We start from the raw sequence: 14,307 nt of genomic DNA, 5'->3' as shown, positions 1-14,307 counted from the left end.
GTATTACCCGTTACGGCGTCGCATTAAAAAGTATTTGGATAAAAGAGTGTATTCGCTTTTTACGTATTTGGGTGCAAACCTTAGTGCCGCCAGCGATCACCATGACATTGTATTTTGTTATTTTTGGTAGCTTAATCGGCTCTCGCATTGGCGAAATGGGCGGGTTTAGTTACATGGAGTTTATCGTGCCGGGTTTGATCATGATGTCGGTGATCACCAACTCCTATTCCAATGTAGCCTCTAGCTTTTATTCTACTAAGTTCCAAAAAAGTATTGAGGAGTTGTTAGTTGCACCTGTGCCAAACTATATTATTGTATTAGGCTACATGGGCGGTGGTATGGCTCGAGGTATGTTGGTTGGCCTCATTGTTACCTTGGTATCACTGTTTTTTGTTGATATTCAAATCCATAATCTGGGCGTGATCATCGCGACGGTGATTTTAACCTCTGCGGTGTTTGCATTAGGAGGCCTAATTAATGCGGTGTTTGCCAATAGTTTTGATGACATCAGTATTATTCCCACCTTTGTGTTGACGCCTCTGACCTATCTGGGCGGAGTATTTTACTCCATTACGTTGTTGCCTGAATTTTGGCAAGGTGTGTCGCAAATCAATCCCATCATCTACATGGTGAATGCATTTAGATTTGGCTTTTTAGGTGTGTCAGATATCAACATTTATGTGGCATTTACGGTATTATTGGCGTTTATTATTGTGTTATTTACCTTGGCGCTGAATTTGATACGCCGAGGTGTAGGGTTACGTCATTAATGAGTGAAGCCAATTCAAGAAGCATTGTATCAAACCAAACGAGCTTGCATGACAAGCTCGATGAGGTGGTGAATAAACATTTGCAAGCAGAGTTTAAAAAGCCTATCGCACAGCATACGCAAGCCGCATTTGAGGAAGTGAATGCACGTGTACAGGCGTTTAACGGTCCAATTATTCTCGACTCCTGTTGCGGGGTGGGTGAAAGTACCGCTAACTTGGCGAAGTTGCATCCTGATGCTTTGATCATTGGGATTGATAAGTCATCGCATCGTTTGGATAAACATGATGTGGAATATAAGCAAACAGAGGCTGGTCAGTATATTTTGGTGCAAGCCGATTTAAACGATTTTTGGCGTTTGGCAGTCGAGGCCAAGTGGCAACCTACCCACCACTATTTGCTTTACCCAAACCCTTGGCCTAAGTCTAAGCATTTGCAGCGACGCTGGCATGGTGCGGCAGTCTTTCCATTTATCGTCAAATTAGGTGGTCAATTGGAAGTACGTAGTAATTGGGATATTTACGTCAAAGAGTTTGCAAGGGCCTTACAATTAGCAGGCTTTCCCACTCCCGTATCACCGTATCATAGCGATACGGCGATAACGCCTTTTGAGCGAAAGTATTGGGCCAGCGGCCAATCAAGCACGCGTTTGGTTGTGCAGCTGTCTTAACCTTGCTGTGTGAGCATATACCTGTGAGAGGCTGTTAGTCTGTGCCTCTCTCTACCTTAAGTTTTTATATTATCGGCCGCACTTTCCTTTAATTAATCGCTGCTAGAGTATATCTGGCGTCATTCTTGAGATTAGCGTATGAGTTTGACTGCCAACGCTCTTTTGTTTTTCAAACATATTACACTGCGACCCTGCGCTTTATACCCACAAAAAGAGAGCCGTGATACCTGTTAACTATACTGGCAATGCTTGCTAAATGTTGCTAATTAGGCGAAGTGTTCTATCTTTCAGTTGTAATAAAAGTTTCATACTTTAGGGATCAAAGCATATGAAGAGTATCAGTGCAAAACTGTTATCAGGGGTTGGCCTTGGTTTCATCTTACTGCTAGTTGGCGCGATGTTAGTGGTGAAGTCTATCCAGAATATCGCGGTTGAACTAGATGACCTGATCCATGAGGAGTTAGTTGCTAGGCAACAGGTTAACCTTGTCCTAGATAACTTCAAAACCCAAGTACAAGAATGGAAAAATGTGCTCATTCGCGGCCATGATAATGAACAGCGTACTAAATATTGGCAACGGTTTGCAAAAAAAGAAGCTGAAATTCAAGATAACGTCACAAAGCTTGTTCGAAGCCCATATTTACCAACTGATTTTGTCGACAAACTAAAGCTGTTTCAGCAGACACATCTGATTTTAGGCGAACAATATCGTGTTGGTATGCAAGTGTTTGAAAACGCCAATTATGATACACAAGCGGGTGATAGGGCGGTACAAGGTATAGACAGAGAAGCAAGTAAGTTACTGCTGTCATTATCGGGTAACATTAACGCTTTGGTAAATACCCGCTCTAGTTACTTAACTGACAAAAAAGATCGTTATATCTTTCTTAGTATATTGAGTTTGCTTATTTTGGCTGGAGTGACCTTAGGTTTAATGACTCGCTTTATTCAGCAGCTGATCACTAAACCAATCGAGCAAGCTTCTGGGTTCTCACAAAAAATAGCACAAGGTAATCTAGACAATGAGATAGAAGGCTATGAGGGCGATGAGATAGGCCGGCTATTAGCTAATTTAGGTGAAATGCAATCCAATCTACATGCTATGACAAGCGATTTACAGCAACAAGCGCTTGAGAATGGCCGTATTAAATACGCGCTAGATAATGTAGCTGCGCCCGTTTTATTATGCGATGCAGAGCAAGTTGTCATTTATGCTAACCAGCAATGCCAACACCTGTTGAATGTGTATCAAAATGAGTTGAATGTTCCCAACTGTGTACTCCATCAACCTTTAGTTCCTGCACTAGCTACTAAACACAACACTCACCAAGAGCAGCAAAGTGAATGGGAATGGGTAGAATCTGGCGTGGTATTAAATGTGGTGGCAAGCCCAGTGGCAGATGAGCAAGGTAAATGCTTAGGAACAGTTTATGAGTTTTCTGATTTAACACAAATGCGCTCGGCTGAAGAGCAGGTTAAGTCTATTATTGATTCGGCAGTTCAAGGTCAGCTATCAGCACGGCTCTGCGTTGATGGATACTCGGGATTTATGATGACCCTTGCCATTGGCATTAATCAGATGCTGGATGCTGTAGTGCTACCAATTCGGCAAACCAAGGAATATTTAAACCAAATTGCCAAAGGCAAGGTGCCAACCAAAATTGAAGGGGCTTACAACGGGGAACTAGCCGAAATTAAACTTGCCCTAGAAACTTCAACTAAAGCCATTAATCGTTTAATTGAAGATACCAACTTAATTGTGACGTCTGCAAAAAGGGGGCATTTATCTACCCGTGCAGATACCGCCGCTCATGAGGGGGACTTTCAAAAAATTGTCGCTGGACTTAACTTAACGCTAGAAGCATTGTCTACGCCAATTGAGCTTACCAGCGTGTATTTAGATCAAATTGCCAAAGGGCAGTTGCCAGATGAGATAAGCAACGCGTATCAAGGTGACTTGGTTAATATTAAATCGAGTTTAGTCTCTTGTATAGAGACCATCAAAACCATGCTCAATGATACCAGCATGCTAGCTGAAGCGGCAAGCTATGGGGACCTGCATCAAAGAGCTAACCTCGAGAAACATCAAGGAGTGTACGCTGATATTGTCAGTGCTATTAATCAAACATTAGATGCAATAGAGCAACCATTGGAAGAGTGTATTTATGTCATGAATGGCTTGGCACAGGGGAATTTAACACGCCAAGTTGAGCATGACTATGAAGGAGAGTTTGCTAAGTTAAAAAGCGCTGTCAACTCTAGTGTGAAGCAGCTAGAGCAGATGGTGATTCAGTTATTGAATATGTCGGATATTATCAAAGACTCGGCACACCATATCTATGATGAAATTGCGGATCTGAGTGAGCGTTCTGCATCGCAAGCTGCCTCAGTAGAGGAAACCACAGTATCCATGGGGGAGATCACAGACACAGTGAACAGCAATTCCGCGACGGCACAATCCGCCAGTAGTTTGGCGCAAGATATCAGCAAGCAGGCTGAGCAAGGTGGAAGGCTAATCAATGAAACTGTGAGTGCGATGCAGGCAATTAGTGACAGCTCGCGAGAAATCTCAAATGTCATAGAGGTTATCGATTCAATGGCATTTCAAACTAACCTATTGGCACTGAATGCCTCGGTAGAAGCTGCAAGAGCTGGTGAAAAAGGTAGAGGGTTTGCCGTTGTTGCCGCCGAAGTACGTGATTTGTCGCAGCGCAGTGCGAGTGCTTCAAAAGATATTGCCAGCTTACTCAAAGAAAGCGCCGACAAAGTGGAACAGGGAATGAGTTTAGTCACACAATCTGGACAAACGCTCACTGAAATTGTCGGTAATATAAAAATACTGGCGAGCAAAATGGGTGATATTGCCCAAGCGAGCAGTGAACAGTCTAGTGGCGTGGCACAGATCAATATTGCTGTTCAGCAACTTGATGGTTCTATTCAGAAAAATAACAGTTTGGTTGAAAACACTACTACAGCCAGTGTATTTTTAATGGATAAAGCGAATGAGCTAAAACAGCTTATGGCTGTGTTTGAGGCTGAGTCAGATGCTGTTGATGACTCATCCACTGCACTGCAAGTTGTCAATTAACGGTCACATCAACGATGGAAGTGTAAATTAGCGCCCAGCTGGGCGCTGCATTACTTAAGCACGCGTTTGGTTGTCCAGTTGGGGTAAATGTGTGCAAAGGTGTGGGGTGGCTTTTGCAATGTAGTTGCCCTGCACTAAATCTACCCCAGCATCGGCTAAGCTATCAAGCTGCTCTTGAGACTCAACGCCTTCAACCAGCAACAAAATGCGTTTATTGCTACACAGCTTGGCAATGTGCTGAATAAACTCAAAGACTTGCTGGTCATCCGCAATATGGTAAACAATGGTTTTATCCAGCAAGATCATATCAATGTTTAGCTTCATCACCCGGCTAACTGTGAGTAAGCCACTGCTTACGGCATTGATCAATACCTTTACGCCCTTGCTTTTAAGTACGTTAATACAGACCGCCATAGCATTGAAATTATCCAACACATCCTTTTCGTCTAGTTCAAAGGTGATCAGCTGTGGTTGCGGATAGCGCCTTAGTTCTTGGTCTATAAAGTCCAAAAGATGTGGATCCGTTGCGTCTTGATAGCTCAGTTTTACACTCCACGGCGTGCTGCTTTTTCTAAACCGATTGATACATTGGGTGAGTATATTACGAGTCAACTGACCTTGTAGGCGCGATTGCCTCACCACTTCACTAAAGCTTTCGGCTTTTAAAATAGCCCCTTGTTCTGTGATGACCCTCGGGCTACAAGTGTGTTGCACTATCTGCCTTGTTTTGGGGTTTACGCGTGGGGTGAAATAGGTGACCACGCGATCACTGGCAAATGCGTCTTGTAATATATTGGCAATCGCGAGGTGATTTTTTTGTTTTAGTCTGGCATCTTGGCTATCCACGTTAAACAAGCAGATCAGCTGTTGATTTTGCATCGCTTGTCGGCAGGCAATAGAGGCGTTCTCCAGTAGCAAAGACTTATTCCCCGTGGCGATACCTGCATGTAGCTGAATGTATAAGTGTGGTTTAGTTAAAATTGGTGTGGTGGTTGGAAACTCCGAAATTATCTTACTTAAGTATGCTTCGCCTTCTTTTGCATCACTCATGATCACCAATTTTGACGTAGCGAGGCGATAGACCTGATTAGGTGCAGTGAGCTGTTTGAAGTGCGCCATGACTTTTTGTAACACGAGATCGCCCACATGAGTCCCATAGAAGCTGATGATGTCTTCCAGTTCATTCACCCAAACAATTGCTAGACTCAGGTGCTGGTCCTGCTTGTCATTGAGATCACGTTCTAAAGCTACTCGATTGGCGAATCCGGTTCGCGCGTCTGTACACATCGACTTTCTGTAAAGCTGTAAATATAGAGCTGCGACGAGTACTGCGATAAAAAAGAAGAAGCTCGCAGTGAGTGTTGCTCTAGTCACACTTTCTTGTAGCAATGAATCGACTTTATCGATAGTGATATCTGCACCACTGATATACACAGTGCCATTAGAGGATATATAAGGGACGAATATGCTTTTGAACAGACCCCATTTATCTTCAGAGGTCTCGAATACGGGCTCTGTGGAACTGAATGCGGCTTTATTAATCGCTGTTGCTTCTAAATACGGGTCGAATAGCTGGGTGATGCGGCCCTGCTTTAAATCTATTTTTGTGTAACTAGAAGCGGTAAAGCGCACATAGGGAGGATCGTAAATCATGGTGTAGACGTATTCTACACCCAGAGCTTGTGCCAATGTTGTAAGCTGTTCACTGTTCTTTAAATATCTTTCTTCACCGATAGTGGTGAGATTATCATGATAGTGTTCACCTAATATGAGTTGCGCACTTTTTGCTGCATGTAGCAGTTGCTTATCAATATCTTCCATAATTGCATCACGCGTATACTTGTACGTATATGCGACGTAGCCAACTAAGCTTGCGAAAAAAAGGGCAAACCCAATCAAAGACCATGTTGTAGCAGAGGTCTTTCTATACATAACCATCCTTATATTAGTGTGTTCCCGAATTTTAAACTCTGTTCAAGTGGTTGCAAAGTGCATACACGTACAAAAGTGTAACCAAGTTTAGCGACTTTTAAATACCTAGGCACATTTAAAGTAAATTTAGCAAGTTATACATTAAAGTGTCATACCTAAGTGGGGCAAATCTTTATTTTTCAGTGAACAATAGAAGACATTCCAGTAAACTTGCAGTAAAGTTAGCCATTTCGAAATAACAAGCTCAGGGCGGGTATTCGCCGTCCGTTAAAACATTGGGTAATGTAATGGGTCCAAAGCGTTGTGCTGTCGCTTCTGAAGAAAGTTTAATGCGTATTTTTACGGTGCCAGAAGCGCCTGACTCGACTCTAAGTAAAATAGAGTTGGAGATTTCAAATAATCTAGCGGGGTTTTTGAACGAAAACATAGCCGCAGTTGAAAAGCCTTTACATGAAATTGAGAAGGACTTTCAATCGGCTGTGATCCCAGAAGAGCCGATGTTTGTTTCTGACTATGCCCAAGATATTATGGAGCAGTTGGTTGCACATTCAGTGCACACTGCTGCGCCGAGCTTTATTGGTCACATGACCTCGGCCTTACCACATTTCGTACTACCGCTTTCCAAACTGATGGTCGGGCTAAATCAGAACCTCGTCAAAATAGAAACCTCTAAAGCATTTACACCGCTGGAAAGGCAAGTACTTGGGATGATGCATCATCTTGCATATGGCGCATCAGATGCGTTTTATGATAAATGGATGCATAGCGCGAGTACTTCACTGGGGGCGTTTTGCTCCGGTGGTACGATTGCCAATATTACCGCGCTCTGGATTGCGCGAAATCGTCTTTTAAAAGCCGACGGTGAATTTAAGGGGATTGCTGCACAAGGGGTTGTGGCTGCGATGTTGCACTACGGTTATAAAGGGTTGGCAGTATTAGTATCGGAGCGTGGTCACTATTCGTTGGGTAAAGCCGCCGATGTATTGGGGCTGGGTCGCGATAATTTTGTGGCCATAGAAACTGACGGTAATAACAAAGTCAATGTGCAAAAAATGCGTGAAAAAGCCAAAGAGCTTGAATCACAAGGCATAAAAGTGATGGCTTTGGTTGGTGTAGCCGGCACCACGGAAACTGGTAACATCGATCCATTACACGAAATGGCTGATCTAAGCGACGAGTTAGGCTGCCACTTCCATGTTGATGCCGCCTGGGGTGGGGCGACATTACTTTCGGGTAATCACAGACATTTACTCGATGGCGTTGAGCGTGCTGACTCCATCACAATAGATGCACATAAACAAATGTATGTACCGATGGGCGCAGGGTTGGTTCTGTTTAAAGATCCCGCTGCGTCAGATGCGATTGAACACCACGCAGAGTATATTTTACGTAAAGGTTCAAAAGATTTAGGCAGCCATACGTTAGAGGGGAGTCGCCCTGGTATGGCCATGTTGGTTCACGCTTGTTTGCAAGTGATAGGTCGCAAAGGCTATGAAATGCTCATTGATAAAGGCATTGAAAAGGCGAGATATTTTGCGCAGCTGATTGAGCAAGACCCTGATTTTGAACTTATCTCAGAGCCTGAGCTATGTTTGCTTACCTATCGATATGTGCCAGCGCAAATCAAGCAGGTTATTGAAAAGGCAAGTGAGCAGGAACGCATTGATATTTATGCTGCGCTGAATCGTTTTACGGCGAGCATGCAAAAGCGGCAACGTGAAGCCGGTATTTCTTTTGTTTCACGTACGCGTTTAACGCCTGCTCAATATGACAATCAACCAACCGTTGTGTTTAGAGTTGTGCTGGCTAACCCACTTACTTCGGACCATATTCTGAAAAGTATATTGGAAGAGCAAAAAGCGCTCGCTAAAACTGACCCTGTATTCAAAAAGTATCTGGCGAAATACATGAACTAATATAATTTCATCAAGGTTTTTAAACTTTTTGTATATAAACTATTAGCTACTTGTTCCTTCTTTTAGGTATTATACTGGTATAGAGCACATGGCTCAGCAGTGACAATTAGTTGGAATACAGCGGCATTATATGTTTATTGACCTTGGTGAAGTGACTCAGCGCTTAAGAAGGATGAGCTCTGAAGAGTTAGATGTATCGGGACATTATCAAAGCTTTCTATTCGATCTTATTACCGAAGGTAAAAGAACCTTAGGTGTTGACCAAGTATCCGTCTGGTTATTTGATGATCTGGACTGCCCTACGAAGCTGATCAACGTCGCACATACGGAATGGCGAGACAACACGCATTTAGACGAGCCTCCAGTGCTATTTTGCGACGATTTCCCTAATTACTTTAAAGCGATTACCTCTGGCATATCGATAGATGCGTCTAACGCTGTTACTGATCCGCGTACCTCAGAATTTACCACTGATTACTTAGAACCAAACAACATTACCGAAATGCTGGATACCGTTATTTTCAAAAATGGTATCCCCCATGGGGTGGTGTGTTTTGAAGGGTCAAGCCAAGCGCGAGAGTGGCAAGGCGCAGAAATTGCGTATGCTGAGATGATGGCCGACTGTTGTAGCCGTCGTATCTTGGTCAGTGAGCTATCTGAACTTCAAGCGCAATTAACCACACTTGCCTTTCAAGATGCGTTAACGGGCCTCAAAAACCGCCGTTACTTGATGGATACCGCGCATCGCGAGATCAGCCGTCATATTCGTTATGGTACACAATTAAGTATTGTCATGCTGGACCTTGATCATTTTAAGCGCATAAATGACAGCTACGGGCACGATATTGGTGATGTGGTGTTGAAATCTTTCGCTGATACATGTCAAGAAGTGCTACGTAATGAAGATTGTTTATGTCGCTTAGGTGGCGAAGAATTTATCGTTCTTTTACCTAATACCTCGCCAGAAGGGGCACATGAAGTGGCAGAGCGTCTGCGTATTCATGTAGAAAAATCGCTGATAGAAACCAGTCGGGATTACATTAAAGTGACCGTTAGCTGCGGTGTTGCTCAAGTCGATTTAGGAAAGCCGTTTAGCTATTCATTAAAAATGGTGGATCACGCGGTTTATGACGCTAAAGCGAATGGTAGAAACTGTGTGGTGATGAGTACGCCAAAATAAAAAACGTGTTATTTTGGCGTGATCAGTACAACAACTTTTCCACCAGTCTGCGCTGACTTCCTTCTTTGTATGTGGTGAGGAGGAAGAATTATAAACGCGGCCTGTTGTGCTGATAATTGTTTAACGCTTTTAGCGCATTATAAAGGCCTGCGGCCATGGTAAAGTCGTGCGCCTCGTCGTTGAATGTATCAAGGTGAAGCGCCAATTCGGTTGAACGGTTTCTTAAAATGGTTTGTGAAAGATCGTTATAGACTTGCCTCATTTCCCCCCCTTCGCTGCCAATATTCATATACAAAAAGCTCCCCACCTCCTTGTCAGACAGTACATATTGTTTGGTTGCTTGAGCAGTTTCTCTTGCCGCCCACCAGACTGCTGGACTAAAAGCCATATGGGCTTGAAAGAGATTAGGGCGAGCATGAAAAGTATGCATAACAAACAATCCCGCAATTGAATGGCCAGCAATAACATTAAAGTTGTTAGTTCGGTAACTTTTGTTGATTGCTGGCATTAACTCTGATTGCATAAAATCTAACAGATTTTTTGCTCCACCCCCGGCACCCACTGGGCCTCTTGGGTCTTTATTTACTGTCGGGGCAAAATCACGTATGCGATCGTTGCTGCTAATGCCGACGATGATATGCTCGCTTACGCCTTTAGAAGCATGCAAACGGTGTATTAGCCCGTATACTAGCTCACCATTAAGCTCACCATCCAATACATATAAAACAGGGTAGTTTTTTGTTTTGTTACTGTTATATGAGGTTGGCAAAGCAATGGTCACTTTGGGTGTGTCAGTCATTATTGTCGAGGCGGGGATATCAAAAACTTGAAAATTGGCAGCGTTAACAGCCGTTGATAGCAAACAGAGAATTGCAAAATACATGTTCTTCAAAATGATAATTCCTTGGTATTCCATAAAAGTGGTTTAAGTTTGTATCATTTTTAACAACATTTAAGCAATTGTATTTATAAACAATTAAGTTGAGGTAGAGGTGTTGGGCACTGCAGGCAGAGCTGTTTTGCAAATGTCTTAGCAAATTCCCATTTTTAAAAAGCTAATGCAATGGCATCAGAATACAGTCATTACGGACAATCTAAGCGATCCCAATTCGTATGGCTTCTTTCCAGTCTTTTTGTTTGACTGAATCACTTTTTTGAGCAAGCTCATTGTAAATGTGCATTGCTTTGTAAATGGCTGATTGCGCGAGGACTTGCGCCAGTTTAATATCACTCCTAGCGACAAAAGTTTGGCCATGATGAACTATTTTAGAACGTATTTTGTATATTGCTTTCATATGTTTGGCGGCTGATGACGACATGTTTATATTGGAAACAAAGTTAGCTAAACCCTCAATAATTTTTGTATCACTTACACTGCAAATAGCCTCGATGGCAAATACGAAGGATAGAAACTTTAGAATGTCGTCATCTTCTCTCAATGCTTTAGAAAAGAAGTGTAAACCGTTAAAAAATTTTCCACGGATCTCACACTCCTCTTTTTTATAGCGGTCTAATACAAAGCTAAACAAAGGATCAGTTGTTAATGTAGAAAAATTATTTGAAGACTTGTTAAAAGGGAATACATTACTTGTATTTTGAGGGTGCCTTAAAATTCTCCCTCCTTTCACTGAAAAAATATGCTTAATAGGCGAACGTTTTGTGTTCGTGGGCAACAGGGGGGCTTGCAAATCGTGATATGCCATAAAAAAATCATACTGCCACACGTAGCATCTGGAAGATTTCTGCAAAGCTTTTAATTATAAGGGCTATGCGTGTTTTCCAGAAAAATAGCAAATTCCCACAATTTTTCCCGAAAAAACAAATCGCCTATCGTATTTTCCAGATTTTATAGGAGGCGGCTTCACGTCCTATAAGCTGGATACTTAACCATTTTTCTTGAAGTGATAGACTTTAATCTCATCACCTTGGACTTTCATTGGTGATAATTACTGTTACTCTAGTGTAATGAAGTGATTAATTCTGCATTTATCAGCATGATATTCGAAACTTGTGCCCATTTTCTAATAAGTAATTAGCACAGCAGGGGTCGAACACAGAATTTTGTTAGGTGACTGATCCATAAAAAGGTACAATTGTTGCATTTTATGCTAATGGGAATTTTATGAAATTATGAGAGCATGTCATTTATTGCTTGTATTAACTTGCACGCTACTTATAAGTAGTTGCGGTGGTTCAGGGCAAGAAACTAAAAAAGAACCGGGTGTTACAATGCAAGATGGGTACTCAATATCAATTGACAAAACAGAAGTTGACTTTGTTTACAACTACAGGGATGGAGGTTCAGACGCTATTTTTGTAAATGTGTCCTTTAAAGGTGATGGTGTATTAGTTGGCTACCCAGAAGGCTCAGAACATTTACAAGATTGGCTTACCGTTGAGACTGTCACATCAGATTCTTCAAAAGCGACTTTCAAAATTGATTGGAAATACAATGGCGGGGTGGGGTTTGAATCTGGTGTGTTGAGGTTTGTAACTGGGTCTGTAAAGGAAAAAAAGGAGATTTATACAGACTTAAAGGTTAACTATATTTTTGAGGATGACTTGTCTACATCAGTTGATTTTGTCACTTTAGGGAACGGTTATACTGAAATCGGGCGCTTTAAAAGTACAGGGGGGAGTCCACACAAGTTTGGTGAAGTATTCGAAGTAGAAAGTAATTCTTCTACAGATGAAGTGTTTACAATTGAGTCTTATGGCTTAGAGTGGGAGATAAAGAGCTCTCAACCATGGTTAAAGTATAGTAGTGTTCATCGTTATGGTTCAAAGCGTGAGGACGTTTTTCTTACCATTGATTCTCAATATGCCAGAATTGGAGACAATGCAGGTGAAATCATTATTGAGAGCTTGGATGGAACTAAAAAGCACTCTGTGCAAGTTAATGTTTATCTTGATGAACCTGAAACTTATGTATCTTTAGAAGATTACACTAAGAGTTTGGAATTTGATGGATTTGAAGGAGAGGTTCTTAAAACACAGAATTTTGGGTTGTGTTTTTTCAATGAATTTGAAAATGGCCCTTTCATTTTTGAAGCCGAGATAGAGCAAATATCTGGATTATCATTAGTAAAAAGTTCATATGATATGGGGACACAGTGTAGTACTTATTATCTGGAGATGGATACAACTCAGTATACTCTGCCGTTCGAAAGTGAAGAGTTAGTTATTAACGCTTTATTTCCTGGAAAGAAAGTAGCTTACAAGCGGGATTTACAAGTGTCCGTTGATGAAGTTAAGTTAGGCTTATCTCATTACTCGGCTAACCACACGATAGCTAAAGGAGAGAAAAGCAAGGCTTCTTTTGTTGTTCAGGCTACAGCGGGTGACATCTCTGAATTTAGCATAACAACTCCCCAACATTGGGTTACTTTTGAGGTAAAAGGCAGTACTGTTGAGTATGAAATTAATACCGAAAAGTTAGATTTAGGGCAACATTCAGGGAAAGCCTATATACAAAGCGGTAACTCTCAGCTGATATTTAATATTAATGCTTCTATCGTAGATAAACTAGATGAGAGAAGCTATTTTCAAATTGACGCTAGAGAAGCAACCTCAAGAGGTTATTTAAATGATATTTTAATAAGCCTTTCTAAAACACAACCAGTGGTGTTTACTTTGTACAAGAATATTCTCAGTAATGATAATGAGGGAGTTTTTTCTGTTAACTATTTAAGTGGTGAAATTGAAAAGCTCAACTTGGGTGAAAACATAACTGTTGTTTCCTTTGCTGTTTCTCAAAGCGGTGAAGATATATATATTCTTGATAGTAAAAATAATGAACTTCTAACGTATTCAATATCAAAAGGTGAAGTTGTAAAAAAACTGGAGCTAGAAAATGTTAGTGATTTAGCGGTTGTTGTGCCTTTTACGCATTTTGGTGTTGAGTATGTTCAAATTGGCTATCAAGGTGTTTACGACACATCAAGCTGGAAAAAAATATCTGATTACGTAGGTTTTAAGAGCGAAAAAGTTGCTCCAAATGGGAGTTATTATATAGGTGACTATGGTGCTAGACGCTTGATCTATAGGGAGAGTAAAAAAAAGTTTGACTCTGAATCTTTGGGGCATACTAGTTATTACGAGTATGGATTTTCACATGACTCTTCAAAAGTTTTATCTGGTAGTTATGGAAATTCAAATACACCGCTATACATTTACAATATACAGAATGAAGAGCTTGTCAATGAACGAGAGATAAGTCCTTATACTCAACAAGCTATATTTAACTCTCTAGGTGACTTAATAGTACATAAAGATACGTCATATGACAAAGAGCGTTTAGTTGTTATTAATAAAGATAATAATGTTATAAATGAAATCTTTTTCAAAGATGTTGAACCTCTTTACTATCACAGTATATACAATGTTGAGGTCTTGTCAGTGAGTCCAGATGGATTGAAAATTTTAGTTTTCTCAGATAATGGGTTTATTCATATTTTTAATACGTATCAAGAACAATGAAAAAATCATAAATCTTAGTCACGTTAGGTTGGCATAAGTGAAGTGTTACTGCTTTCAATGGTATGTTTATAAACTTTGGATGATGTGGCGTCGCTATTAATCCAACTGACCACAGGCAATAAGGCATAAAAACGCGAGTGTGTAGGTACTCGCGTTTTTTATTTATTTAAATATCAACATACTATTGTCCACTTCCCCGTCAGTGAGACACCTGTAAACTAGAGTTTTCTAACTTTGCCCGGTAAGCTGCTGGCGGCAGATCACCGAGACTTTC

General features: G+C 41.3%; 9 protein-coding genes. 6 read left to right on the top strand and 3 right to left on the bottom strand.

What is annotated here, in order from left to right; translation table 11 throughout:
- Positions 1-2: 2 nt before the first annotated feature.
- From ACW689_RS18920 to ACW689_RS18910, 3 genes are all read left to right on the top strand, one after another.
- Positions 3-770 (top strand): ABC transporter permease, encoded by a 768-nt coding sequence (locus tag ACW689_RS18920; RefSeq protein WP_476293768.1) that lies wholly within the window; start codon positions 3-5, stop codon positions 768-770.
- Positions 770-1,438 carry a tRNA (guanine(46)-N(7))-methyltransferase TrmB gene (trmB, locus tag ACW689_RS18915; RefSeq protein ID WP_476293695.1) on the top strand — a complete coding sequence of 223 codons (669 nt, stop codon included), beginning with the start codon at positions 770-772 and terminating at the stop codon, positions 1,436-1,438. Before ACW689_RS18920 ends, trmB begins: the two co-directional genes overlap by 1 nt.
- A 328-nt stretch (positions 1,439-1,766) precedes the next feature.
- The gene (locus ACW689_RS18910; RefSeq protein WP_476293694.1) at positions 1,767-4,526 is read left to right on the top strand and encodes a methyl-accepting chemotaxis protein; all 2,760 of its coding nucleotides are present in this window, start codon (positions 1,767-1,769) and stop codon (positions 4,524-4,526) included.
- Between the two features lie 54 nt (positions 4,527-4,580).
- Here the strand turns inward: ACW689_RS18910 and ACW689_RS18905 are convergent, their stop codons facing one another.
- Positions 4,581-6,458, bottom strand: coding sequence for an EAL domain-containing protein (locus ACW689_RS18905; protein ID WP_476293693.1), 1,878 nt, complete (start codon positions 6,456-6,458; stop codon positions 4,581-4,583).
- A gap of 287 nt (positions 6,459-6,745) precedes the next feature.
- Here ACW689_RS18905 and panP point away from each other — a divergent pair, with 287 nt between their 5' ends.
- The gene (gene panP, locus ACW689_RS18900; protein WP_476293692.1) at positions 6,746-8,374 is read left to right on the top strand and encodes a pyridoxal-dependent aspartate 1-decarboxylase PanP; all 1,629 of its coding nucleotides are present in this window, start codon (positions 6,746-6,748) and stop codon (positions 8,372-8,374) included.
- Positions 8,375-8,504: 130 nt separating this feature from the next.
- The gene (locus ACW689_RS18895) at positions 8,505-9,554 is read left to right on the top strand and encodes a sensor domain-containing diguanylate cyclase (protein WP_476293691.1); all 1,050 of its coding nucleotides are present in this window, start codon (positions 8,505-8,507) and stop codon (positions 9,552-9,554) included.
- Between the two features lie 88 nt (positions 9,555-9,642).
- Here the strand turns inward: ACW689_RS18895 and ACW689_RS18890 are convergent, their stop codons facing one another.
- Positions 9,643-10,437, bottom strand: coding sequence for an alpha/beta hydrolase (locus ACW689_RS18890; RefSeq protein ID WP_476293766.1), 795 nt, complete (start codon positions 10,435-10,437; stop codon positions 9,643-9,645).
- A gap of 211 nt (positions 10,438-10,648) precedes the next feature.
- Positions 10,649-11,257 (bottom strand): hypothetical protein, encoded by a 609-nt coding sequence (locus ACW689_RS18885; protein WP_476293690.1) that lies wholly within the window; start codon positions 11,255-11,257, stop codon positions 10,649-10,651.
- A 427-nt stretch (positions 11,258-11,684) separates the two neighbouring features.
- On the opposite strand from ACW689_RS18885, the gene ACW689_RS18880 reads away from it, so the two are divergent.
- Positions 11,685-14,033: a hypothetical protein gene (locus tag ACW689_RS18880; protein ID WP_476293689.1), complete on the top strand. Its 2,349-nt coding sequence runs from the start codon at positions 11,685-11,687 to the stop codon at positions 14,031-14,033.
- Positions 14,034-14,307: the final 274 nt, after the last annotated feature.

The sequence above is a fragment of the Pseudoalteromonas sp. ABE4_541 genome (assembly GCF_056312285.1).
Note: the sequence above shows the minus strand (reverse complement) of the source record. Positions and strands in the feature narration are given on the sequence as shown.